The sequence below is a fragment of the Vibrio sp. V04_P4A5T148 genome (assembly GCF_963875605.1).
In the GTDB taxonomy this organism is placed as follows: domain Bacteria; phylum Pseudomonadota; class Gammaproteobacteria; order Enterobacterales; family Vibrionaceae; genus Vibrio; species Vibrio anguillarum.
The window spans coordinates 30,859-53,880 of record NZ_CAWNMS010000029.1 but is presented as its reverse complement, the minus strand read 5'-3'; the positions used below and the strand labels follow the sequence as shown (position 1 = coordinate 53,880).

21 protein-coding genes are annotated in these 23,022 nt (G+C 42.7%); 15 read left to right on the top strand and 6 right to left on the bottom strand.

Going from position 1 to position 23,022, the window contains the following annotated elements:
- A partial coding sequence (locus AACT18_RS05675; RefSeq protein WP_217987477.1) for a winged helix-turn-helix domain-containing protein occupies window positions 1-832 on the top strand: 832 nt, incomplete at its 5' end.
- The gene (locus AACT18_RS05670) at window positions 820-1,284 is read left to right on the top strand and encodes a hypothetical protein (RefSeq protein ID WP_094144286.1); all 465 of its coding nucleotides are present in this window, start codon (window positions 820-822) and stop codon (window positions 1,282-1,284) included. The genes AACT18_RS05675 and AACT18_RS05670, both read left to right, overlap by 13 nt.
- A gap of 239 nt (window positions 1,285-1,523) precedes the next feature.
- Here the strand turns inward: AACT18_RS05670 and AACT18_RS05665 are convergent, their stop codons facing one another.
- Window positions 1,524-2,672 (bottom strand): iron-containing alcohol dehydrogenase, encoded by a 1,149-nt coding sequence (locus AACT18_RS05665; protein ID WP_094143049.1) that lies wholly within the window; start codon window positions 2,670-2,672, stop codon window positions 1,524-1,526.
- Between the two features lie 165 nt (window positions 2,673-2,837).
- Here AACT18_RS05665 and AACT18_RS05660 point away from each other — a divergent pair, with 165 nt between their 5' ends.
- Complete coding sequence (locus AACT18_RS05660; protein WP_017047225.1) at window positions 2,838-3,719, top strand: AraC family transcriptional regulator; 882 nt, start codon at window positions 2,838-2,840, stop codon at window positions 3,717-3,719.
- 356 nt (window positions 3,720-4,075) lie between these two features.
- Complete coding sequence (locus AACT18_RS05655) at window positions 4,076-7,231, top strand: chitinase C-terminal domain-containing protein (RefSeq protein ID WP_094125475.1); 3,156 nt, start codon at window positions 4,076-4,078, stop codon at window positions 7,229-7,231.
- Window positions 7,232-7,343: 112 nt separating this feature from the next.
- Here AACT18_RS05655 and glgC read toward each other — a convergent pair whose 3' ends face one another.
- From glgC to AACT18_RS05635, 4 genes are all read right to left on the bottom strand, one after another.
- On the bottom strand, window positions 7,344-8,558 hold the full coding sequence (gene glgC, locus AACT18_RS05650; RefSeq protein ID WP_013867890.1) for a glucose-1-phosphate adenylyltransferase: 1,215 nt from the start codon (window positions 8,556-8,558) through the stop codon (window positions 7,344-7,346).
- A gap of 168 nt (window positions 8,559-8,726) precedes the next feature.
- Window positions 8,727-10,637: a sensor domain-containing diguanylate cyclase gene (locus AACT18_RS05645; protein ID WP_094125436.1), complete on the bottom strand. Its 1,911-nt coding sequence runs from the start codon at window positions 10,635-10,637 to the stop codon at window positions 8,727-8,729.
- A gap of 183 nt (window positions 10,638-10,820) precedes the next feature.
- Window positions 10,821-11,345, bottom strand: coding sequence for a hypothetical protein (locus AACT18_RS05640; protein WP_017046411.1), 525 nt, complete (start codon window positions 11,343-11,345; stop codon window positions 10,821-10,823).
- Window positions 11,346-11,481: 136 nt separating this feature from the next.
- Window positions 11,482-11,853 (bottom strand): YgiW/YdeI family stress tolerance OB fold protein, encoded by a 372-nt coding sequence (locus tag AACT18_RS05635; RefSeq protein ID WP_026028331.1) that lies wholly within the window; start codon window positions 11,851-11,853, stop codon window positions 11,482-11,484.
- Window positions 11,854-12,009: 156 nt separating this feature from the next.
- Here AACT18_RS05635 and AACT18_RS05630 point away from each other — a divergent pair, with 156 nt between their 5' ends.
- Genes AACT18_RS05630 through modC form a run of 4 tightly spaced genes read left to right on the top strand, consistent with a single transcriptional unit; the run spans window position 12,010 to window position 16,042 of the window.
- Window positions 12,010-13,482: a cobyric acid synthase gene (locus AACT18_RS05630; RefSeq protein WP_094125362.1), complete on the top strand. Its 1,473-nt coding sequence runs from the start codon at window positions 12,010-12,012 to the stop codon at window positions 13,480-13,482.
- 1 nt (window position 13,483) lies between these two features.
- Window positions 13,484-14,257, top strand: coding sequence for a molybdate ABC transporter substrate-binding protein (modA, locus tag AACT18_RS05625; RefSeq protein ID WP_094125361.1), 774 nt, complete (start codon window positions 13,484-13,486; stop codon window positions 14,255-14,257).
- The gene (gene modB / locus AACT18_RS05620; protein ID WP_161439578.1) at window positions 14,247-14,936 is read left to right on the top strand and encodes a molybdate ABC transporter permease subunit; all 690 of its coding nucleotides are present in this window, start codon (window positions 14,247-14,249) and stop codon (window positions 14,934-14,936) included. Before modA ends, modB begins: the two co-directional genes overlap by 11 nt.
- Complete coding sequence (gene modC / locus AACT18_RS05615) at window positions 14,936-16,042, top strand: molybdenum ABC transporter ATP-binding protein ModC (RefSeq protein WP_176428344.1); 1,107 nt, start codon at window positions 14,936-14,938, stop codon at window positions 16,040-16,042. Before modB ends, modC begins: the two co-directional genes overlap by 1 nt.
- A gap of 117 nt (window positions 16,043-16,159) precedes the next feature.
- On the opposite strand, the gene AACT18_RS05610 is transcribed toward modC, so the two are convergent.
- Entirely contained in the window at window positions 16,160-16,597 is a 438-nt protein-coding gene (locus tag AACT18_RS05610; RefSeq protein WP_017046416.1) for a DUF3069 domain-containing protein, read from the bottom strand.
- A 138-nt stretch (window positions 16,598-16,735) separates the two neighbouring features.
- Here AACT18_RS05610 and AACT18_RS05605 point away from each other — a divergent pair, with 138 nt between their 5' ends.
- From AACT18_RS05605 to AACT18_RS05575, 7 genes are all read left to right on the top strand, one after another.
- Complete coding sequence (locus AACT18_RS05605; RefSeq protein ID WP_094125358.1) at window positions 16,736-17,710, top strand: diguanylate cyclase domain-containing protein; 975 nt, start codon at window positions 16,736-16,738, stop codon at window positions 17,708-17,710.
- A 164-nt stretch (window positions 17,711-17,874) separates the two neighbouring features.
- Window positions 17,875-18,180 (top strand): Hpt domain-containing protein, encoded by a 306-nt coding sequence (locus AACT18_RS05600; protein WP_026027203.1) that lies wholly within the window; start codon window positions 17,875-17,877, stop codon window positions 18,178-18,180.
- Window positions 18,181-18,184: 4 nt separating this feature from the next.
- Window positions 18,185-19,363 (top strand): HDOD domain-containing protein, encoded by a 1,179-nt coding sequence (locus AACT18_RS05595; RefSeq protein WP_094125357.1) that lies wholly within the window; start codon window positions 18,185-18,187, stop codon window positions 19,361-19,363.
- Window positions 19,364-19,399: 36 nt separating this feature from the next.
- A complete protein-coding gene (locus AACT18_RS05590; protein WP_013867878.1) occupies window positions 19,400-19,765 on the top strand; it encodes a response regulator in 366 nt (121 codons plus the stop codon).
- Window positions 19,762-20,343 (top strand): chemotaxis protein CheC, encoded by a 582-nt coding sequence (locus tag AACT18_RS05585; protein ID WP_013867877.1) that lies wholly within the window; start codon window positions 19,762-19,764, stop codon window positions 20,341-20,343. The genes AACT18_RS05590 and AACT18_RS05585 overlap by 4 nt, the downstream gene beginning before the upstream one ends.
- Window positions 20,344-20,352: 9 nt before the next feature.
- On the top strand, window positions 20,353-21,660 hold the full coding sequence (locus tag AACT18_RS05580; RefSeq protein ID WP_094143623.1) for a sensor histidine kinase: 1,308 nt from the start codon (window positions 20,353-20,355) through the stop codon (window positions 21,658-21,660).
- A 26-nt stretch (window positions 21,661-21,686) separates the two neighbouring features.
- On the top strand, window positions 21,687-23,018 hold the full coding sequence (locus AACT18_RS05575; RefSeq protein ID WP_094124873.1) for a sensor histidine kinase: 1,332 nt from the start codon (window positions 21,687-21,689) through the stop codon (window positions 23,016-23,018).
- Window positions 23,019-23,022: the final 4 nt, after the last annotated feature.

Sequence of the window (23,022 nt, the reverse complement as noted above, 5' to 3'; positions counted from 1 at the left end):
GTTTATGGCTTGTGATGTGGAAAATATCACTTATATACTAGAGGGTTCTGCTGAGTTTAGCGTTATGGACTCTGAGTTGACCTTTGGTAATAAGACTCATCAGTTATCTTATACTGAAACGAGAATCCTTGATTTCCTTATTAAAAATAATGGTAATATAGTAAGTAAAGACAAAATAATAGAATATTCTTGGACCGGTAGAGTTGTTGCAGAAACCTCTTTAGCTAAATCAATTTCAAATCTCCGAAAAGTTTTTAGAGAATGTCATTTTCATGATGATGTCATTCAAACAATTCCTCGCTTAGGCTATCGTTTGAACTTAAAGTCTAATATTTATGAAAAAAAATGTGATGAAGCTAGAGATTTTAGTGTTATTGAAAATGCTAGGGTCATTGGTGATGGGTTGGATGCTAAAACACCTAAAAAATACAAAGGTTATTTTTTAAGTGTTAAACTTAAGAATGTAATTTCTTATCTTTTTTGTTTTGTATTGTTATTCCTGTCTATTGCGACACTGTATGAAGTTATTTATGATCGTGACTCTGGTTTTATAAATTTTGGCTATGAGGAGATTACGACTAATATCGAGGGTAAAAAATATAAAATAATTAAAAATAAAGATTTAGACATTCGATCGGAAATAATTAATCTTATATCTCTAGCCCCAAGTGGATCACTTGTTTTTTATGATTTGACAGGTGATGTAATAAGTTTGTCTTATAACATAGGCAAGCACGCTCTCTCCTTCACATTTCGCCTTGAAGAATTAGATAAGGCTGAATGTGTCATAAAAGGTGCAATAGAAAAAGAGAAATATGTATGCGTTCTATAATGTTTATTTTCATTAGTCTAATAACCCTTATTATATCCTTGTGTTATAAACATTATTATTCCAAATCAAGTGAATACTATGCGTCACTTTATGTTATCAATACTTCAAAGGAAGTATCACACATAAAAATATCTACTAATATAAAAAACAACGACTTTACTAGCCAAACCTATTTACAATCTATAGGTGTTGATGATATTGCGGTTTTTTCTTCGAAAGGAGAGATAAAAGAAGGTGATGCACGAGGTGACTATATTATCACTTATAGTATGAGTGAAGTTAATCCTGTATCAGTGGTTGATATAGATAGTGCTGAGTTATTTATAAGGCTGAAAGCAAGAACCGCATACAACCATAATGAAAATATCAAATTGTTATATTCTGGAGATGGTATTTATATATTTGATATGCAACGCAATAATAACACTATAATGTATTCTGCCAATAGATAGCGATTTATATGTTCCGATAGCATAATCAGTTAGATCATGGATTTCTTAACATAAATCGCAAGCAGATGATGAATTGGTGGATCAGTTTGATAATACTGGCATGGTAATGAAAGGCCGCTACATAAAGTATCCAATACAAAAAAGTACAAAAAAAGCAGCGCCCAATTGCGCTGCTTGATGTAGCTGAATCTATGCTATTGGAATGTGGAAATCACTATTCACTCGTCTAAAAAATGAGGCTAAATGATAGCTTGTTCCAAAATTTCCCGTGATTTTTCAAGCGTGATGGCTTGCTGTTCACCCAAAACAAGCATTCCATGTGCGTTCAGTTGAGCGATAACTGCGTCTATGGCCTCTTGCTTGCTGCTATTATGATCCGCAAACTGAGTTGGAACATTCAAGCTGTGGTAGAAGGCTTCAATCGCATCGATTGTGCGTAAGGCAAGATCGCTAGTTTGATTGAGTCCAAAGACATTTTTACCCATTTGCTCAAGTTTAGCGCGTTTGTTCTCAAGTTGATTACGCAGTAGGGAAGGTTGCACAATCGCTAGCGAACGGGCGTGATCAACATGCCATAATGCGGTGAACTCGTGACCAATCATATGAGTCGCCCAATCTTGTGGAACGCCAGTACCGATCAGGCCATTTAGTGCTTGGTTCGCTGTCCACATCAGGTTTGCTCGCCATCCATCATTGTCACGCTGGTCATATTGCTGACCCAATACCAGCAAGTTTTTAAGTAAAGTTTCGGCATAGCCGTCTTGAACCATCGCATTGGTTGGCAAGGTTAAATATTGCTCACAGACGTGTACCCAAGCATCAACAATACCGTTGATCAACTGGCGCTCAGGCAGTGATTTCATTACGTCTGGATCAAGCACTGCGAACTTAGGCTGTACCGCTGGAGCCATAAAGGCCAGTTTGTCTTGTGTTTGTGCTTTGGTAATGACCGCGCCCATGTTGGATTCAGAACCGGTTGCTGGCAGAGTCAGAATTGCACCGATAGGCGTAGCTTCAGTAACTCGATGTTTACCCACCATGATGTCCCAGCCATCCCCATCATACTTAGCTGCCGCGGCAACGTATTTTGAACCGTCGATAACCGAACCACCACCCACGGCAAGAATAAAGTCGATGTCCCGTTCTTTGACGATAGCAACCGCTTTATCTAAGGTTTCTTTGGTTGGGTTTGCTTCTACACCTGAAAACTCGACCCATTGGTGGTCAGTGAGTGCACTCACGACTTGGTCATAAACACCATTTTTTTTGATCGAACCGCCACCGTAGATCACCAGTACTTTTTGGTCAGTTGGAATCGCCTGACTGATCGCCGAGATTTGGCCTTGGCCGAAGTGAATTAGAGTAGAGTTAACATAAGTAAATTTCATTATTCTCACCTTTGCTTATAGAAAAGGAGGCGGCGCCTCCAAGGCAGTGTTTTACGATGTGCATATTAGTATTAATTATCCAGTCAATATAGACCAATTTCTCGAAATTAATTGCCTAATTCTCTAATTGTCGTATTCTTCCTTCAGTTTTGATAAGGGGGCATTATGAGTAAACTGGCGCAACTGATGCAGCAATATATTGAAAAACAATCTTTAGATCATTTGGAAGGTATTCACCAAACGGCAGTGCCGGGCGTATTGTTTTATCGCAGCAGCCGCGGTAATGGTAGACAACCCCTTGTGTATCAATCCGGTATCATATTGTTGGGGCAAGGACATAAACGCATTCATATTGGTAGCCAACCCGTAAATTATGGCCCCAATGATTACTTGGTTGTTGGCGTACCTTTACCACTTGAGTGCGAAGCTTTTGCGTCAGAAAGTGAACCGTTATTGGGCTTGACTATTAATATCGATCACTCACTTCTCCTTAAGCAGGTTGATCGACTTGAGGCTTCTGGTTTTTTATCTGATTGCATAGACAAATCAAAATGCGGGCTGAAATCAGTAGAAATGGGCGCAAAGATGCAAGCAAGTGCGATTCGTTTGATGTCTGCATTAGTTGATGATCTTGAAGCTAAAGTGCTTGGCGAAAGCTTAGTCGAGGAGATTGTGTTTCGGGCATTAACCAGCGAGCACGGTTATGTGCTTTTTGATCTCGCTCATCAAGAAGGACACTACGCCCGGATAGCCAAAGCGTTGAGTAAAGTACATCAAGAATATGATCAGTCCATTACCGTTCAGTTACTCGCCGAAGAAGCCAATATGAGTGTTTCGGCGTTTCACCACGCCTTTAGGCTGGTGACGTTAGAATCTCCTTTACAATATTTAAAAAAAGTCAGGCTTAACAGAGCGAAAGAGTTGATTCGTGTGGAAGGCAAGCGTGTGAACGATGCCGCTCGTTTAGTTGGTTATGCCAGCGCATCTCAGTTTAGTCGAGAATATAAGCGACATTTTAATGAAACCCCAAGAGGAGTACAGCGTTAGAAATAGCGCATAAAGTTAAACTCTACATTTTTGTAACAATTAGTGTTGTTACATATTTTTTGCTCTTTTTGATGGTGTGTAAGTTAAATAACCGGCAGACAGTCCGTATATTGTTCTGATTTCGGCGCTTTTTTTAGAATCGGAAAATTAACCAATAATTAGTTGTTGATGCAAAATAACGATGTCTCTTTTGCAGAAATAGTGCAACTTGTTGCGAGTGATTTTTGATATTTGAACAAATTGAGGTGCTTATTTATCGCTCTGTCCTACAGTTGTTTCACGTGAGAATTAAAGTCTGGTTTCTTCTTGATACGAGGCTTTTTATAGTGAAACAATAACTTAAGGAATGAGCAGCTATGCATTTAAACAACAGGACAGTGGCAAAGGGTGTTTTTACACTGAGCACTTTAACGGCCTCTTGCTTGATGGCTTTTAACAGCTATGCAGCCGTTGATTGCACGACACTAAGCCCTTGGGAATCGTCAAAAGTTTATACTGGCGGTAACAAGGTTCAGCACAGTGGTACCGCCTACCAAGCCAACTATTGGACTCAAGGTAACGATCCAGCTAACTTTTCCGGTGATTATGCCCAGTGGAAAGTGTTGGATGTTTGCGCCACTTCCGGTGGTGAGAACCAGCTACCGACCGCGAATCTCTCTTCACCTTCCGCAGCAGATGTGATTGCTGTCGGTGATACCGTAATATTAAGTGCGAACGCAACCGATAGTGACGGCAGCGTTGCTCGAGTCGAGTTTTCTGTCGATGGTGCAATTGTGGGTATAGTCACCACGGCACCTTATAAAGCCACGTGGGTCGCAACCGCTGGTCAGCATGAATTCAGTGTTGTAGCCATCGATGATAAAGGTGATGCCAGCGTGAAAAGTGCAACGACCTTAACGGTGAAAGAGGCACAACAACCAGGCAACCAGGCTCCAACCGTTGATATTACGCTTTCTGCGGCTTCCGTTGATGTGGGGGCTTTAGTCACCTTAACCGCAAACGCTGCTGATACTGATGGAAGCGTCGATAAAGTTGATTTCTTCGTTGCGGGAACGCTGGTTGGAACGGCTGTTAGTGCTCCGTATACCTTAGAATACACCGCGACAAAAGCGGGTAACTTGGCGGTGTTTGCACGCGCCACTGATAACCTTGGTGCGACGACAGATTCCACGTTAGCGACTTTAACAGTCAGTGGCGCGCCAATAGCTAATAATTGTCGTCCTGATGGTTTATATCAAACCGAAGGTGTGAATGTACCTTATTGCACTGTTTACGATGCGGAAGGTCGTGAGATCATGGGGGCGGATCATCCACGTCGTGTGATCGGTTATTTCACCAGTTGGCGTGCGGGTGATGATCCGCAATCGGCTTACCTTGTAAAAGACATCCCGTGGGAGCAGCTCACGCACATTAACTATGCCTTCGTCAGCATAGGTTCCGATGGCAAAGTGAATGTGGGCGATGTGAACGATCCCAATAATGCGGCAGTGGGCAAAGAGTGGCCTGGGGTTGAGATTGATCCTGCATTAGGCTTTAAAGGTCATTTTGGTGCGTTGGCAACAGCGAAGAAAAAATTTGATGTTAAGACCTTAATTTCTATCGGAGGCTGGGCTGAAACTGGCGGGCACTTTGATACGGCAGGCAACCGTGTCGCCGATGGTGGTTTTTATACGATGACAACCAACGCTGATGGCTCTATCAACCACGCTGGTATTGAAAAATTTGCAACATCGGCTGTTGAAATGATTCGTAAATATCAATTCGATGGTGTCGATATCGACTATGAATATCCAACCTCAATGGCGGGCGCAGGTAATCCAGATGATAAAGCGATTATGGAACCTCGCCGTGCTTATTTATGGGCGTCGTACCAAGAGTTAATGAAGGTACTACGTCAGAAGCTTGATCAAGCATCGGCACAAGATGGCCACCATTACATGCTGACGATTGCAGCACCGTCTTCTGGTTATCTATTGCGTGGTATGGAGACGTTTGATGTCACTCAGTATCTTGATTATGTGAACATCATGTCTTATGACTTACACGGCGCATGGAATGATCACGTGGGTCACAACGCGGCTTTGTATGACACTGGTAAAGATTCAGAGTTAGCACAGTGGAACGTATATGGTACGGCTCAATACGGTGGTATTGGTTATCTCAACACTGACTGGGCTTATCATTATTTCCGCGGTTCTATGCCCGCAGGGCGTATCAACATCGGCGTTCCTTACTACACGCGCGGCTGGCAAGGTGTCACGGGTGGAGAGAATGGTTTGTGGGGGCGAGCGGCATTACCTAACCAAGCTGAATGTGCTCCGGGCACTGGTGAGGGTGAGAAAAACAACTGTGGCCACGGCGCGGTGGGTATTGACAACATGTGGCACGACACCGATCCGAAAGGAAACGAGATGGGCGCAGGTTCAAACCCAATGTGGCATGCCAAAAACCTAGAGAAGGGGATTTGGGGCTCTTACGCCCAAGCTTATAACCTTGATCCAGTGAATGAGCCTGCCGATCAACTTGTCGGTCTTTACCAACGTCACTACGACAGCGTTGCCGTCGCGCCTTGGCTGTGGAATGCCGATAAAGGGGTGTTCTTATCAACTGAAGATAAAGAGTCTATCAACACCAAAGCCGATTATGTCATCGATAAAGAGATCGGCGGCATCATGTTTTGGGAGTTAGCAGGCGATTATAACTGTTATGTCTTGGACGCTAATGGTCAACGCACTCAAGTGGATTCAACAGAGCAAGCTTGTGCAAGCGGAAATGGCGAATACCACATGGGTAATACCATGACGAAAGCAATTTATGACAAGTTTAAGTCGGCAACGCCTTATGGTAACACGCTTGCAACAGGAACGATTGCCAGTGAAACCGTAGACATCGCGGTCTCCGTTGGTGGATTTAAGGTGGGTGATCAAAACTACCCAATCAATCCGAAAATCAGCTTTACTAACAACACAGGTCAAGAGATCCCAGGTGGTACTGAGTTCCAGTTTGATATCCCCGTATCTGCACCGGATAATGCTAAAGACCAATCTGGTGGTGGTTTGAAGGTGATTGCTTCTGGCCATACTCGCGCCAACAACGTCGGTGGTTTAGACGGCGTCATGCACCGCGTAGCGTTTAGCTTACCTAATTGGAAAGCTCTGCCCGCAGGCGGCGTGTATGAACTGGATATGGTTTACTATCTGCCTATTTCTGGGCCTGCAAATTACAGCGTAAACATTAATGGTGTCGATTACGCCTTCAAGTTTGAACAACCGGATCTTCCACTTGCTGACCTATCTTCTGGTGGCAGTGACGGTGGAGATACTGGCGGTGGCGATACCGGTGGTACCACGAATCCTAGCAATGTCATTACTTGGGTTCCCGGATCCACACAGGCGAAAACTGGCGATGTTGTGATTTACAACGGGAAATGTTTTATTGCCAAAAACAACCCCGGCGTTTGGGAGTCACCGACTCAGTCAAATTGGTTTTGGGATGCAACAACGTGTCCATAACCGAGCGTGATTAATCGGTATGTTTTGAACTCAGTGTAAAGTAAGAAGCCTTAGCGTGTGCTAAGGCTTCATTTTAATGAGGGATAAATTGAGTGGGCAAAAAAATCTAGGTTTAGAATTGATAACTTTCGGGTACCACAACAATGCCATTTTCTGAAATACGGAAACGCTGGGCATCTTCAACTGGGTTTAAGCCAATTTGAGTATGTGGAGGGATTTTTACATGTTTATCAATAATACATCTCATGAGCTGACACCCTGCGCCGACTTCAACATCATCAAATAAAATGCTATCGACCACTGTTGCACCATCATCAATTCTGACGTTTGAAGAAATAATGGAGTGTTGTACAGAACCTCCAGAGTTAATCACACCGTTTGAAATGATCGAATTAATGAATATACCTTCGTTACCTGTTGCAGAAGAAACCGTGCGCGCAGGTGGGTATTGCGCTTCGTATGTTCGAATGGCCCAGTTTTTTTGGTATAAGTTCATTGGTGGAACGGGTTCGAGTAAATCCATGTTAGCGTTATAAAAAGAATCAAGTGTTCCGACATCACGCCAGTAACAATCTTTAGCGACTCGCCCCCGGTCACCGCAAAACTCATACGCATAAACAGCATGGCTTTCAATCAATTTGGGAATGATGTCATTGCCAAAATCGTGACTCGAGTTTTCCAGCTCAGCATCATTAATCAAAGCACTTTTTAATACTTCCATATCAAAAATGTAGATCCCCATAGAAACTAAGCTGCGATGAGGATTATTAGGCATGGAGGGTGGGTCACTGGGTTTTTCGATGAATGAGGTGATCTTGAAGTCATTATCCACATTCATCACGCCAAAGGCAGAAGCTTGTTCTCTTGGGACATCCATGCAGGCGATAGTCAGTGCAGCATTTTTTTGCTTATGAGCTTCGAGCATAGAGGCATAGTCCATCCGGTAGATATGATCACCAGATAAAACAACGACGTGTTTGGCATCACTGCGTGAAAGTAGCCACATATTGTGATAGATAGCGTCCGCCGTTCCTTCGTACCATTTTCCGCCTTTTCTCATCTGCGGGGGGATCACAGAAATGAATTCGCCGAGTTCTGGATTGAAAATAGACCAGCCATCACGTAAATGTTTTTGTAATGAATGAGATTTATATTGAGTCAGGACCAAAATCTTTCGCAGCCCTGAGTGTAGGCAGTTGGTGAGTGTAAAATCAATGATTCGATATTTTCCACCAAAGGGTACAGCCGGTTTTGCTCTGTCATCAGTTAGCGGAGATAGCCGCGAACCGACGCCACCTGCTAACACAACGGTTAGTGTTTCTTGCATCTTATTTCTCCCTAAATATGTGCAATCTATTTACCATATTAGAGAGTAGTACAAGTTTTAAGCCAAAAGTAAAAATGATAGCGAACAATACGTTACAAACTAAGTTTGCGATAATTGCACGAAAATAAACCCATTTTATTTCTCGATGCACTTAAATGGTGCTAATTGTTAAGCAAATTCTTCCATCTCGACACTGGTCAATACCGAGACAAGATTACGCCCCGAAGCTTTTGACTCATACAATGCAATATCGGCCCGTTTATACACTTCTTCTGGTTTTTCTGTAATGTCAGTGATGCCACCGCTGATCGACACTTCTAAACGATGATTTAAGTGAACGGCTACTCGTAAACGGTGCATGACCAACTCAGCTTCTGCCAGTGGTGTATGAGGCATAATGATGGCAAACTCTTCGCCTCCGATGCGAGCTAAAAAGTCCGTTTCTCTTAGGTGCTCACTTAATTGTGTTGCGACAGAACGAATGATTTTATCGCCTTCTGCGTGGCCTAATTTATCATTAATACGTTTAAAATGGTCGATATCAATAATCGCTAAGCACGACTGTACTTGAGCTTGGTAACGTTTTACGCGTAAGCATTCTGAACGCATTTCTTGATCAAATTTCCTGCGGTTCCAAATGTTGGTGAGCGCATCTTTCTCGCTGAGCTCACGCAGGCGATTTTCTAGCTCTTTGCGATGACTAATATCAACAAAGGAGGCCACATAAAACTGAATAATTCCGTCTGAATCACGGATGGTTTGAATACGTAAGATCTCGGTTTGCATTGAGCCATCTTTACGCTTATTAATGACTTCACCTTCCCATAGCCCTTCGTCTTGCAGCACTTTCCACATATTCATGTAAAAAGCTTGATTGTGTTTACCGGAGGAAAAAACGGAAGGTTGTTTACCTCTTACCTCGGCTAAGGTGTAGCCACTGATCCGGGTAAACTCATTGTTTACTTTGATAATACGGTTATTACGATCGGTAATCACCATAGCGGACATACCATTCATCGCCGCTCTAGCCAGTTTGCTCTCAATACTGTTTTTATCGTGGTTTGCGTTCCAACGAATAAAACCGGCGGCAATCGTCACTACTAATAGCGCGATGCCAACCGCTTGAAAGCCAATTTTTAGCTCTGTGGCAGAAAGCAATTTATTGAGGGCATCACCATTTAATGACTGAATTAGGTAAATTGGCTCCATTTCTGGGAATATGGATTGCAAAGGAACTTGAGTAAAACTATACCAGCAGTTGTTATCCCATACCGTGCCAGAAGCTTGCTCTTGCATACTTTTCCAGAGTATAGGGGCGACACTGTTAATATTCAGCAGGTGGTATTTCGACGGGTTTTCTTGCTGAGATAAGATCTCATTTTCATGATGAATATACTGCCCCTTGAAACTGATGATGTCTGGGCGACTCAGTGAATTTAACCTCTGGTTAAATTTTTTGTACAACTGGGTTAAATTAAGATTTGCTACAAAATAGCCTTGCCTTTTTCCATCAAAATCTATTGGTGCAATAATCCTAAAGACTGCTGTTATCTGGGAAGTAGCACCATAATTTTCTTCTTCTCTTTCACTATCAACACCGAAGATCCCAATTTGGTTTGGGGAAAGGTTTTGCGCATACTGAAAATAGTCTCGGTGCAATTTGTTTTTTAGTTGTGATCTTGGTACTGCTTCTGTTGATCCATTACTCTGATTCACGCGAATTAATTCGTTACCCGCTATATCAAAAAGCCTGAGCCGAGAATAAAGGGTTTGAATACGAGCTGCTAATAACCAAAACGCCTGTACCGCTTCGATATTCTCGGTGGAGGGAAGACGCAATGCGCTGTATAACATGGTGTTGTTTGACAATATTTGAGTGGAATTGTAAACGTCATTAAACGCAGTAAGCAGTTCGTGCTTATTGTATTCGAGTTGAGAATGGCTTTTTTGTTCGATCATTTGCACAGTTTGTTCGTGAGCTTTGTCGAATTCTTTGACGAAATAAAGAAAGGGCACAACCCCAAGCACGACACTAACAAATAGCCATTGAGCTAAGTATTTATAGAAAGAGCGAAACATAGCGGCACACATAAGTTATTGAGTGCATAGTATATCGCTGATATATGAGAAGTCGCTTCCAAATATCTGATATCGTGGAGTACATCAAATTTGTGGGGTAATTCTGTTGATACAAAGAGTCAAAAGAAGCGCACAAGTAGCGAAGAAGCATCATGCGCTTAAGCCTGAAGGCCGTTTTACGTTTTAGAACTGAAAACGAACATTCATGACGATCTGTGGGCCGTAAACGCCGTTGTTTTTGGTTTCAGCTCCTAACGATAATTGTTCGGTAGAGTGAAAACGTAATCCAGCGCAAAATACCGAGTGTTCATCGTTCTTACCCAGTTTAATATTGGCTTCAATTTGGCTCGATAACCAGATCCGGCTGCCAATATTAAACTCCAACTGGGTTTCGCTTTTGCCACCCTGTTCATCGGTAGGTCTAATGTGGTGAACAAGCATTTGTCCGTAGACATCAGCAAATTGGTTTATTGGACCGTTAAAGCCAATTCCGCCAGCGGCATCCCAATCTCCGTCAAATCTCGAATCGTAACGAGCGACCAGGTGTGTGTTATCGGTTAAATAAGTACTAAATTCTGCACCTGAGGATTCAGGGCTGATAGCGGTTCTGACTTCAAAGAAGTTATAATTAAAATTGTTAGCTTGCGCAGAGAAAGAAAGAACGCATGACAAACCGACTAGGCCTAGTGAGTACGCTTTTTTATACATGTACGCTTCGTCCTGAAAAGATGAAAATTAAGCTGAATAAGATACAGCAATGGCCTGCAAATTACAGGCCATTTTCACAAAAAAATCCATCTTATTTTTTGTGTTTTACCATCAAGAGAGCAATAAACAGTAATGATTATAGAACTTGGATCTGATCCACTTCGATTTCAGGTGTCAGCCCTCCTTCATATTCGCCATAAAGGCGAACCTTAGTCTCGGCATTGAGTGGCGCTGTGAAGTGGATATCATCATCCAGTTCTACTTGAATCTCACCGTTGCCATCACTGAATACGAATGTGTCTTTTCTGATTTGACGAATCAACTTTCCTTCAACCACAACATGCTTTTCTGTAAACATATTGGTGTCTTTTAGCAACGATTCCACAGACGTAAGTTCGATAGGACCATTGTAATTGATGGCACTACTGTTTTGATTATGGTTACCTGCAAAAGCGAAAACAGGAGCAATAATCATCGAAGCTGCTAAGGCTAGTGTTGTACGTTTCATTTTAATTCCTCTATGGGTTTGTTGTTTTGATGAAGCGATTTAAACACTAAGATGTTGAACACACTCTGAGCGGAACATTAATATTCCATTCATTTTATTGAGTGAGTAGCAGCTGTGACGGTATGATTACCAGCAAACGCCTATCGTAGAGTTAATATGGAATCAACATTAAGGTCATTGATGGTGCAGGGCACCACTTCCGACGCTGGAAAAAGTGTGCTAGTTGCAGGCTTATGCCGAGTGTTAGCACGTCGAGGAATAAAAGTAGCCCCTTTTAAGCCGCAAAACATGGCGCTCAATAGTGCGGTGACGGCCGATGGTGGCGAAATCGGGAGAGCGCAAGCTGTTCAGGCTCAAGCGTGTGGCGTTGAGCCATCGGTACACATGAACCCTGTATTACTCAAGCCAAATTCAGACACGGGTGCGCAGGTTATCCTGCAAGGCAGAGCGCTCTCTAATATGGAAGCAACGGGTTATCACGATTATAAGAAAGTCGCGATGAATACTGTGCTTGATTCCTACGCTCGGTTACAAGCCGAGTATCAAAGTGTCATGATTGAAGGGGCGGGAAGCCCGGCTGAAATCAACCTACGCGAAAACGACATTGCTAACATGGGGTTTGCTGAAGCGGCCGATGTACCTGTGATTATCATTGCCGATATTGATAGAGGCGGTGTATTTGCTCATCTGTATGGCACGTTAGCACTGCTTTCTGAATCGGAACAGCTGCGTGTAAAAGGGTTTGTGATTAACCGCTTTCGAGGTGATATTGCGTTACTGCAATCTGGCCTTGATTGGTTAGAAGCAAAAACGGGTAAACCCGTCATTGGTGTGCTGCCTTATTTACATGGTTTTGATTTAGAAGCAGAAGATGCGATCACTCAAGCGCAAACCCTCAGCAGCAACAGTAAATTGAATATTGTGGTGCCAGTGTTGACTCGCATTAGTAACCATACTGATTTTGATGCGTTGCGTTTAAATCCTGATGTTGACTTACGTTATGTGGGAAAGGGTGAACGGATCGAAAATGCGGATCTGATTCTGCTTCCGGGCAGTAAATCTGTAAGGGACGATCTTGCGTATCTTCGCTCGCAAGGTTGGGATCAGGATATCAAACGTCACTTGCGTTTCGGAGGCAAAGTGATGGGCATTTGTGGTGGTTACCAAATGTTAGGTCGGGTAATTCGCGATCCACTCGGCGTTGAAGGTGAAGCGGGCGAAAGTGAAGGACTGGGGTTGTTGAACGTCAGTACAGAACTCACCGCTGAAAAAACGCTCAGGAATGTTCAAGGCGAGCTTATTTTACCGCAAGGTAAAGCGAAGGTCTCAGGCTACGAGATCCACGTTGGACGCACAACGCTCGATGATGCATCCTCAGCAATCATCACGTTAGACAATGGCAACCGTGACGGTTTATTAAGTGATTGCCAGCAAGTGTTGGGGACTTACATGCACGGAATTTTTGATAGTTTTCCCGCAACTGAGCTTATCTGTCGCTGGGCTGGTGCCGCTGATATAAGTTATTACGATCATGTGGCGCAAAAAGAACAAGCCATTAACCGCATTGCGGATGCGATTGAAGAGCATTTGAACTTGGCCTTATTATGGCCAGAATTAACGGAGCGTTAACATGAGAAAAATACTGCTCTCTATCGTCGCCATGCTGTGCTGCACGGCGGTTTATGCACAAGAGAAAATCACTGTTTATGCAGCGTCATCCATGACGAATGCGGTTAATGAATTGATTGCGGCTTACCAGCCGAAACAACCGTTAGACATTGTGCCCGTTTATGCGGGTTCATCCGCGCTTGCTCGTCAAATTGAGCAAGGTGCACCAGCGGATATTTTTATTTCAGCCAATGATAACTGGGTTACTCACTTGCTTAACAAGAACATTGTGACGAGCGATAAGGTCACATTGTTGGCTGGAAATCAGCTGGTGCTTATCGCCCATCAATCGTCGAAACTCAATTCGCTGGTGGTAAATGATGTTGCGGCATGGCTTGACGCCTTGAACGGTTCACGTTTAGCGATAGGTAACACAATGGCGGTGCCTGTGGGAATGTATGCCAAAGAGGCACTAGAAAAGTTAAAAGTGTGGTCGTCGCTCGCCCCTATGCTGGCTCAAACCAATAACGTACGTTTAGCGCTTGCGCTAGTGGAACGTCAAGAAGCCGCACTTGGTATTGTATATAAGACGGATGCATTGATGAGCAATAAGGTCAAAGTGGTACACGAATTTGATTCAAGCCTACACAGCGCCATCCATTATCCTTTAGTGCAGCTAACTGAGCGTGATACGGTGAATCAATTCATGCTTTTTTTACGCAGCGATCAAGCAAAAAGTATCTTACAGAACTACGGTTTTAGCGTGATAACAGGAACGGATTCCTTTGCTTTCTGAATATGAATGGGTTGCACTGCAACTGAGCTTAAAAGTCGCGATTTATACCGTGCTTTGGCTTTTACCGCTGGGAATGTTTTTTGCGTGGCTACTCGCCAGAAAGCAGTTTTGGGGTAAAAGTATATTGGATAGCCTAGTGCATTTGCCGCTCGTTTTACCGCCAGTGGTCGTGGGGTATCTTCTGTTGATCACCATGGGTAAACAAGGCGTAATTGGGCAGTGGCTTGATAATATGTTTGGCTTGCGTTTCAGCTTCAGTTGGCGTGGAGCCGTGTTGGCGTGTGTCATCATCGCACTGCCCTTGATGGTTCGTGCGATTCGTTTAAGCCTTGAAAGCGTCGATCCTAAGTTAGAGCAAACGGCTCGAACCTTAGGCGCTTCACCACTCAAAGTTTTTTTGACCATTACATTACCCTTAACGATACCCGGGCTGATCACTGGCGCGATGCTCTCTTTTGCTCGCAGTCTAGGTGAGTTTGGAGCCACCATTAGTTTTGTGTCCAATATTCCCGGTGAAACACAAACGCTTCCTCTTGCGATGTATAACTTTTTAGAAACGCCAGGAGCCGAAATGGAAGCGATGCGTTTGTGTATTATCTCCATCGCGATTGCCTTGGCTTCGTTATTCATTTCTGAAGTGATTAGCCGCCGAATGACTCGGCGCTTAGGGACTCAATGATGAGTGGGTTAAAGATTCAATTTGAAAAACAGTTAGGTGATATCAAGCTTAATGCGGATTTGGTTTTACCAAGCCGTGGTATTTGTGCGGTTTTCGGGCGTTCAGGGGCGGGGAAAACCTCCTTCATCAATATTATTAGTGGATTGGTGAAGCCTGAACTTGGTGAAATCGAGATCAATGGCCGCATCCTATTTAGCCAACGAAAAAAGATTAACTTGCCTGTTGAAAAGCGCAATGTTGGTTACGTTTTTCAAGATGCTCGATTGTTTCCACATTACACCGTTCATGGCAATTTAAACTATGGTGTCAAAAAAAAGGATGCCGACCACTTCGCCGCTATCGTAAAATTATTGGCTTTAGCGCCATTACTTACACGTTATCCGCATGATTTATCGGGTGGGGAGAAACAGCGAGTAGCGATTGGCCGAGCCTTACTATCCAAGCCCGATATTTTATTGATGGATGAGCCGTTGGCATCGCTCGATATGCCGCGCAAACGTGAAGTGATGCCTTTTTTGGAAGAGCTGGCTCATAGCGTGCATATTCCAATTCTCTATGTGACGCACAGCATGAATGAAATTTTGCGTCTGGCTAATCATTTAGTTGTGTTAGAGCAGGGCGCTGTGCTGATAAGCGGTGAGCTAGAGCAAGTGTGGTCTTCAAATTATATGCGTCCTTGGCAATCATTTGCCGACCAAAGTAGTCTGTTTTCTGCCCACATCTGCCAGCACAACAAAGATTATGCGCTCACACAGGTCTCACTTGCAGATGATGTCAAACTTTGGGTGCAATATGTGGAAGGCGAGGTAGGCTCTGCACTGCGATTACAGATCCGTGCAAATGATGTTTCGGTGGCGCTTGATAAGCCAAACCGGACGTCAATTCGTAATATTCTGCCTGCGCAGATTTGCCAGCTTGAAAAGCAGCCTCAAGGTACTGATAAACAGAGTGTGGGGATAAAACTCAAGTTAGGCGAAGGGTGTTACCTGTGGGCTACGGTAACCAAATGGGCGGCCGATGAGCTACAACTGGATGTTGGTGATTCGCTGTATGTGCAAATTAAAGGGGTGAGCGTGTCGCAGCGTGATATCGTCTTAACGCATTAATGTTTTTCATTATTAATGTATTGATTCAATAACCTAAGCCTCTCTTATCTCAAGTTCAGGTTCAATAGAAAAAGCCGTCATATAAAATTGACGGCTTTATGCTCAATGGTGTGCGTTTTATTTTGCAAACACGTCTTTAAAGTCGCGTTTTAGAATCGGATCGCGGCGTGCTTTTTTGATCTGTTTAACCATATCTTTCACACAGTTATGCAGCACTTGATCAAGAAGCTCTGCTCGGTACTCTTCTTTATCTTGGTCTGTCATCTCTTTCGGTAAATTCAATGTTGGGAACTCCTCCATGACATTGACACCAGCAAAAGCTTGGCTGACAGAGATCAACGCATGAAACTGTTCAAAATTATCCAACACATTTTGCGCACTGGCTGGTAGAGAGTTCCAAGACTCGCGTACCGCTTCTTCAGAGACTTCATGTATAGACACGACCATGTAGTACATTTCTTGTGGCACTTGATCAAATTCAATTACTTGGCGCAATTCTGGCGAGATGGCGTCTAAGTCCACTACAGGTTGTTCGGTTTGCTTTACTTCAGACATGAAGATATCTCTTTAGGGGAAAAGCTACATGCTAAAAATTTATAGCGAAAAGTCAATATTGTGCGCAAAATTAAACAAAGAAAGTGAATAAATCTATGTTATACGTAAGCATATGATTGAAATTTAAAGGGGTTACAGATGGTAAGTTCGGGCTCTTCTATGAGGATCTTACTGGTCGATGACGTACAACTGGATCGAATGCAACTCACCATTCGTCTTAAACAGCTCGGTCATCACGTAGAGGCGGTTGCCAGTGGACAAGCGGCATTGGATAGCTATTGCCAATTTGATCCAGAACTGATTCTGATGGATATTTCGATGCCCGGTATGAATGGTTTTGAATTGTCGAAAAAAATACGTCAGCAATACCATGAATGGGTACCTATTATCTTTTTAAGTGGGCATGATGAACCGTCGATGATCGCGCAAGCGATAGAGGCCGGCGGTGATGATTACTTAACCAAGCCGGTCGATAAACTGGTACTCAACTCCAAATTATTAGCTATGCAGCGTATTGCAAGTATGCGTCGAGAGCTTAAACGCGCAACGGTTAAACTTGAAGAGCTAAATCGTGTTTTGCAGCAGCAAGCAAATGAAGATGGCTTAACGCAAGTCTTTAATCGTCGATTTATAGATGACAAGCTTAAAGAGATGATCAGTTGGCATGGGCGGCACAAATTTCCAATGAGCCTCATTTTAATCGATGTGGACTATTTCAAACGGTTTAACGATAACTACGGCCATATAGAAGGAGATAACTGCTTGATTACCATTGCGCAAACAGTGAGTCAGTTATTTGTGCGCACTGGTGAGTATGTAGGGCGATATGGCGGTGAAGAGTTTTTAGTGCTGCTGGGCAATGCCAATTATGAACAAGCACTGATTGCCGCTGAGCGAATCCAACAATCAATGATCAAAGCGCACTATCCTCATCAATACAGCGAAATTGCTGATTATGTCACTTTATCCCAAGGTGTGATCTCGTTAACGCCGAATGGCACTGAGTCTATCGCTAATATTTACAATCTGGCCGACGAAGCCTTGTACCAAGCAAAGCATCAAGGTAGAAATTGCTTTATTTCTTACGATGTTACCAATGCAGCATTAAGCTAATACACACACTTCACTCGCTCTTTTTTGTTAGCACTTAAGCAATATGGTCTACACTAGTACTAACGCTTTGGATTAGAAGTCAGGATGCATATATCAACTTTTTTGGCTTATGGGTGCACTTTATGGACGGATTGCAGTATTTTTCACCAGAGAGGGTGGCGGATATGGTTGGTGAAGAGAATGTGAATGAGATGCTGTGCGGCTATCGAAAAAGCCTGTTGGAAGCTTTGAACAAACTTAGCAGTGCGCTTTGTTGCAACCAAGTTGAGGTGATTCACCACATTTCACACACCATGAAATCGTCATCTCGGTTTGTCGGAGCGGATGTATTAGCATCTGAATTCCAGAAACTTGAAGCCGCAACTGATAATCTAACCAATGTTACTCAAGACACCGAGTTTTCAATCAGTTCGATCAATGATCAAAGTAAGCTGTTGTTGGATGAAATCAACCAATATATGAATAAATAAAACAATGAAGCTAAGTGAGAATCAAATGGAAAAAGTACATTTGAAAGTCATGTGCATAGATGATGATGTTTTTATGCTTAAAGCCATTGCTCGTTTGATCAGGCGTATTCGTCCAGAATGGGAAATCATACTGGTTTCGGAGCCGCTAAATTGGTTGTCAGAATGGAATAAGCATAATTGCCAACCGCCAGCCATTATCATTTCAGATTTACTCATGCCGCATAAATGTGGCGATGAGCTTTTAGAAGAGGTAAAGCAGACTTACCCGCAAGTAGTGAGAGCTCTTTTAACTGGTAATACGCAGGAGAATCTGCCTCAAAAAGCGCATGCGTATTCCCACTTCGTACTGCCTAAGCCATTCACACAAGAGGACTTTGAACGCTTATTTGAATGTACCGAACGTCTTTATCAAATGCCGTTTAACAATGAGTGTCGAACTAAACTCGGAAGTTTGAAAGATCTTCCGGTATTACCCAATTCGATACACCGTTTACAACAAACGATTGCCTCTCCTACTTGTGATCTTCAATCAATCGCAGACACCATTAGCCATGAGCCTGTATTAGTCGCACGAGTGTTTCAAATTGCCAATTCTTCTTACTTGGGTTTTCGTCGAACCACTGATTCACTATCGGAAGCTGTTGGACGTTTAGGCGCGACTTTAGTGGAGAGTATCGCCATATCGTTATTGAGCCATCACGCTAACAGCTTAGTTTCAAAAAAGGCCCACCAAGATATTTCAGAACAGGCGCTGAGGGTGAGCTATATATCCCGTTTACTGGCTAAAAACTTGGGGTACTCCTTACAAGATAAAGATCGGGTGTTTGTCTCAAGCTTGCTTACCGCAATCGGAAAATTGATTTTGATGGAGGAAGGCGCTGATATCCATAATGTTGATTCTTTCTTAGAGCTTCAACAAGAATATGCTGATTACTACATAGTAACGGCATACATGCTGATGATATGGGGATACGGTTCAGAGATTGGAGAGATCGTTCTTAATCAAAGTAAGAGTGATTTTTTTTCAGATGACAAATCTGTTGTACTTGGCAGTATTGTGGGGCTTGCAAATCGCATAGAAGCATGTAAGGAAGAAAATGAGAGCTACCAAACACTGATTGACGGTGCACCAAGTTCCGTTGCAAGCGTATTAGTTGAGCTAAAACCCATATTTATTGAGTAATTATATAATTACTTTTTTTGGTTAGAGGGAGCGAGCATGGCAATTAAAATTACAATAGCAGACGATTCAAAGATGTCGAGAAAAGCGGTAATGAGGGCGATTCCTGAAGAGTGGGATGTAGAAATCAGCGAAGCCCAAAATGGCAAAGAAGCCCTAGTCAATTACCAAAATGGGTGCGCTGAAGTGATGTTTTTAGATTTGACCATGCCAGAAATGGATGGCTTCCAAGTCCTAGAATATCTGCACAGCGTTGATGCTAAAAGCATTGTCATTGTCATTAGTGCCGATATTCAACCTTTTGCTCAGCAGCGCGTAAGAGAACTCGGTGCAGTCACCTTTTTGCAAAAACCACTTGACCCAGCACAGCTAAAACAAACATTGCACGAGGTAGGACTATTATGACAATGGCACTTTCAGAAGACCATAAAGACGCCCTGCAAGAATTTATGAATATCTCAATGGGCAGAGCAGCAAATAAACTGGCTACCTTGCTTAATTTGCACGTCACTATATCTGTACCCAGTATTGGAGTGGCAACGGATGAGGATTTAGCGCAACTGCAATCTTATGAAACCGATTATTACTACACTCGGCAGTCTTTTTTTGGTGGCATGGATGGTGAGTTAGTGACCTTAATGAGCAGAAAAGGCTGTGAACAGATAGTGAGCGATCTAAAACAATCAACAGGTGATGCTCAAGATGTCGTGAGCCTAGAGGAGAGCATTTTAGATATCTCGAATATTTTATCTGGTGCAAGTCTAAAGGGTCTATGTCAGCAAATAGACATAAAAACTAAAATTCAGTCTCCAGTGCTGTTTTATCCGTCAACACAGCCGCTTCCCATTTCTCAGTGGAAGCTATCTTTAATTATGGAAATCTCTTTTTTAGTCGAAAAAGCGTCATTCTCTGCTAAAACCATCATCTGTTTTGCAGACAACGAATTGGATAAGGTACTCATTCATCTCGATGAGTTGATGTAGGAGTTTGGAATGGGAAAAAGCCGCTTACTGCTTTCTGATCTGCTGGATCAACTCTCTTTTGCGTTGTGCATAGTACGGCAGGATTACATTATCGTGAAAGCTAATGACTATTTCCAATCCCGAGTCATTTTTGATGGTGATGTGATGCAAGGAAAGAACATACTTGAACTATTTCCCCATTCCGCAGACTACCTTAAACGAAAAATTGATACGGCATTGGTGATTGAAACTTCAAGCTTTAGTAGCTGGGAGCAGAAGCCTCACCTGTTGCCCTTTAAAAGTTCCCGCCCTGTATCGGGCGAAGAAGATCAGATGTATCAAGATTTGGAGATCATCCCTATTCATAGTGAAGATGGGACCATCGAGCATGTTTGTATATGTGTCTATGATGTAACGATACAAGCTAGTCAGCAGCAGGAACTTAAGCGCATTTCTCATCAATTAGAGCAAGAACATCAAGCGCAAAAAGTATTGATTAAAAAACTCGAAGATGCACAAGGACAACTACTGCAATCAGAGAAAATGGCCTCTATTGGGCAGCTTTCAGCAGGCATCGCCCATGAGATCAATAATCCAGTGGGGTTTATCACATCCAATATTCAAACGCTTAGTGACTATTTTCAAACGCTAGCCGCCGTTTTAGAAGGGATAAAACAGCAGGTTTCACAAGCAAATGATACCGCTCTAGCGGCAAAGTGTGAGTCATTACTACAAGAGAAACAGATTGATTTTATTTTAGAAGATACGGCAGATTTGATTTCAGAATCACTAGAAGGTTCATCTCGAGTAATGGCCATTGTGAAAAATTTGAAAGAGTTTTCACACGTTGATGGTTCTGAATGGAGCTATGCAAATTTGGAAAACTGTATCGAATCAACGCTGAAAATCATCAATAACGAAATCAAATACAACATTACTTTAGAGAAGATATATCAAGAAAACGTACCTGACGTGTATTGCCAGCCAATGCAGATTAACCAAGTTCTTCTTAATATTCTTGTCAATGCAAGTCAGGCGATTGTCGGAGAAGGCACCATCACCATCTCATTAGCTAAGCTAAATGAGAAACAGGTTGAAATTCGCATTAAAGATACGGGAAGCGGTATTCCTGATGCGATTAAAGATCGCATCTTTGAACCCTTCTTTACCACCAAAGCGGTTGGGTCCGGCACAGGATTAGGTTTATCAGTTTCGTACGGGATCATCAATGGTCATAAAGGCACCATTGCAGTTCATAGCGAAGTGAATAAAGGTACTGAATTCATCATTACGTTGCCGATAGACGCAATCGAATTGGCTACACTAGCAATAGAGTGAAAATGATCGTTATCTGATTAGGGAGTATGCATGTGAGTAAAACCCAGCAACAGGAAGAAAATAGACGCTTTCAAGAAGAACACAGCTTGGACTCAACATTTCACTACGTCGTACTTTCTTTGCTAGGAGTTATGTTTTCAAATCAATCACAAGAAGACAAGTTAGATCAGTTTATTACTCATGTTCAGCCTTTATTCCCTAATACACATATCGTGCTATTTTCTTACAATTCTGAGCAGAGGCTCAAGATACTGCGTTCTAGTTTTCCAATCACCGATGCAATGAAGTTAGGCACATACCCAACCTTAGCCGATACGGAGTTTAGTTACTTCCCTGATTTAGCCAATGATACGGGGAAATTCTCAGACTACCACAATGACTTTCCTGCTTGGAAAAGTGGCGTTACCTTTTCCGTCTCCTCACTGACGCGGCGCTATAGCCTGTTTCTTGCGCGAACAACGCTGAATGCTTTTGACTTAAGTGAATTAGAAAAAATCCAAGAAGGCATGTTACTGGTTGAGATGGCCTTAAAATTACTGTCGTCTATGCGGGAGAGTAGTAGTGATCTTCAACGAAATGAGCAAGATGTAAAAAGGGTTTCTTTAGGTAAATTGGCCGCCGGTGTTGCGCATGAAATCAATAATCCACTCGGTTTTGTGATGAGTAATTTCAACACGTTAAGTTCCTATCTTGCCCAAGTGAAGGCACACCCAGAGATCCAGCAGATCAACGACCGTCAGTTGGCAGAAATACTTGATGATAGCGAGTCTATCATTGTGGAAAGTTTAGAGGGGCTTTCGCGTATTAAGAACATTGTAGCGAGCTTGAATGTGTATTATCACGAGTCCAAGTTATCAGTTGGAATGGTCGATTTAAGAGACGTGGTTAGCTCTGCAACTAATATGGTGTTGGGTGAAATGAAGCTGAAAGTACGCTTAAATTATGAGCCTCCTCAAATACCATTTTATGTTCTAGGGCAAACCCATAAGCTCCAACAAGTACTGATTAATTTGTTAGTCAATGCGTTACAGTCATTCTCTCAAACTGATGGTGAAGTCAATGTCGCCTTGTATATGGAAAACAGCTTATTAATCGAGAATAAATCTAGTGTCTGTCTATCGGTATGCGATAACGGTAAAGGCATTTGTCCGGAAGATTTAGTGTACGTTTTTGATCCTTTTTTTACCACCAAGCGTATCGGTGATGGCGCAGGACTTGGATTATCTGTTGCGAAAGAAATCATAGAAGAGCACCTCGGAAAAATTGAAATTCAGTCGACGATAGGTCAAGGAACCTGCGTCTATATTCGTTTACCGCTTTATGTTGCACCTCATCATTCGATGAAAGGATTGGGGTAATTGT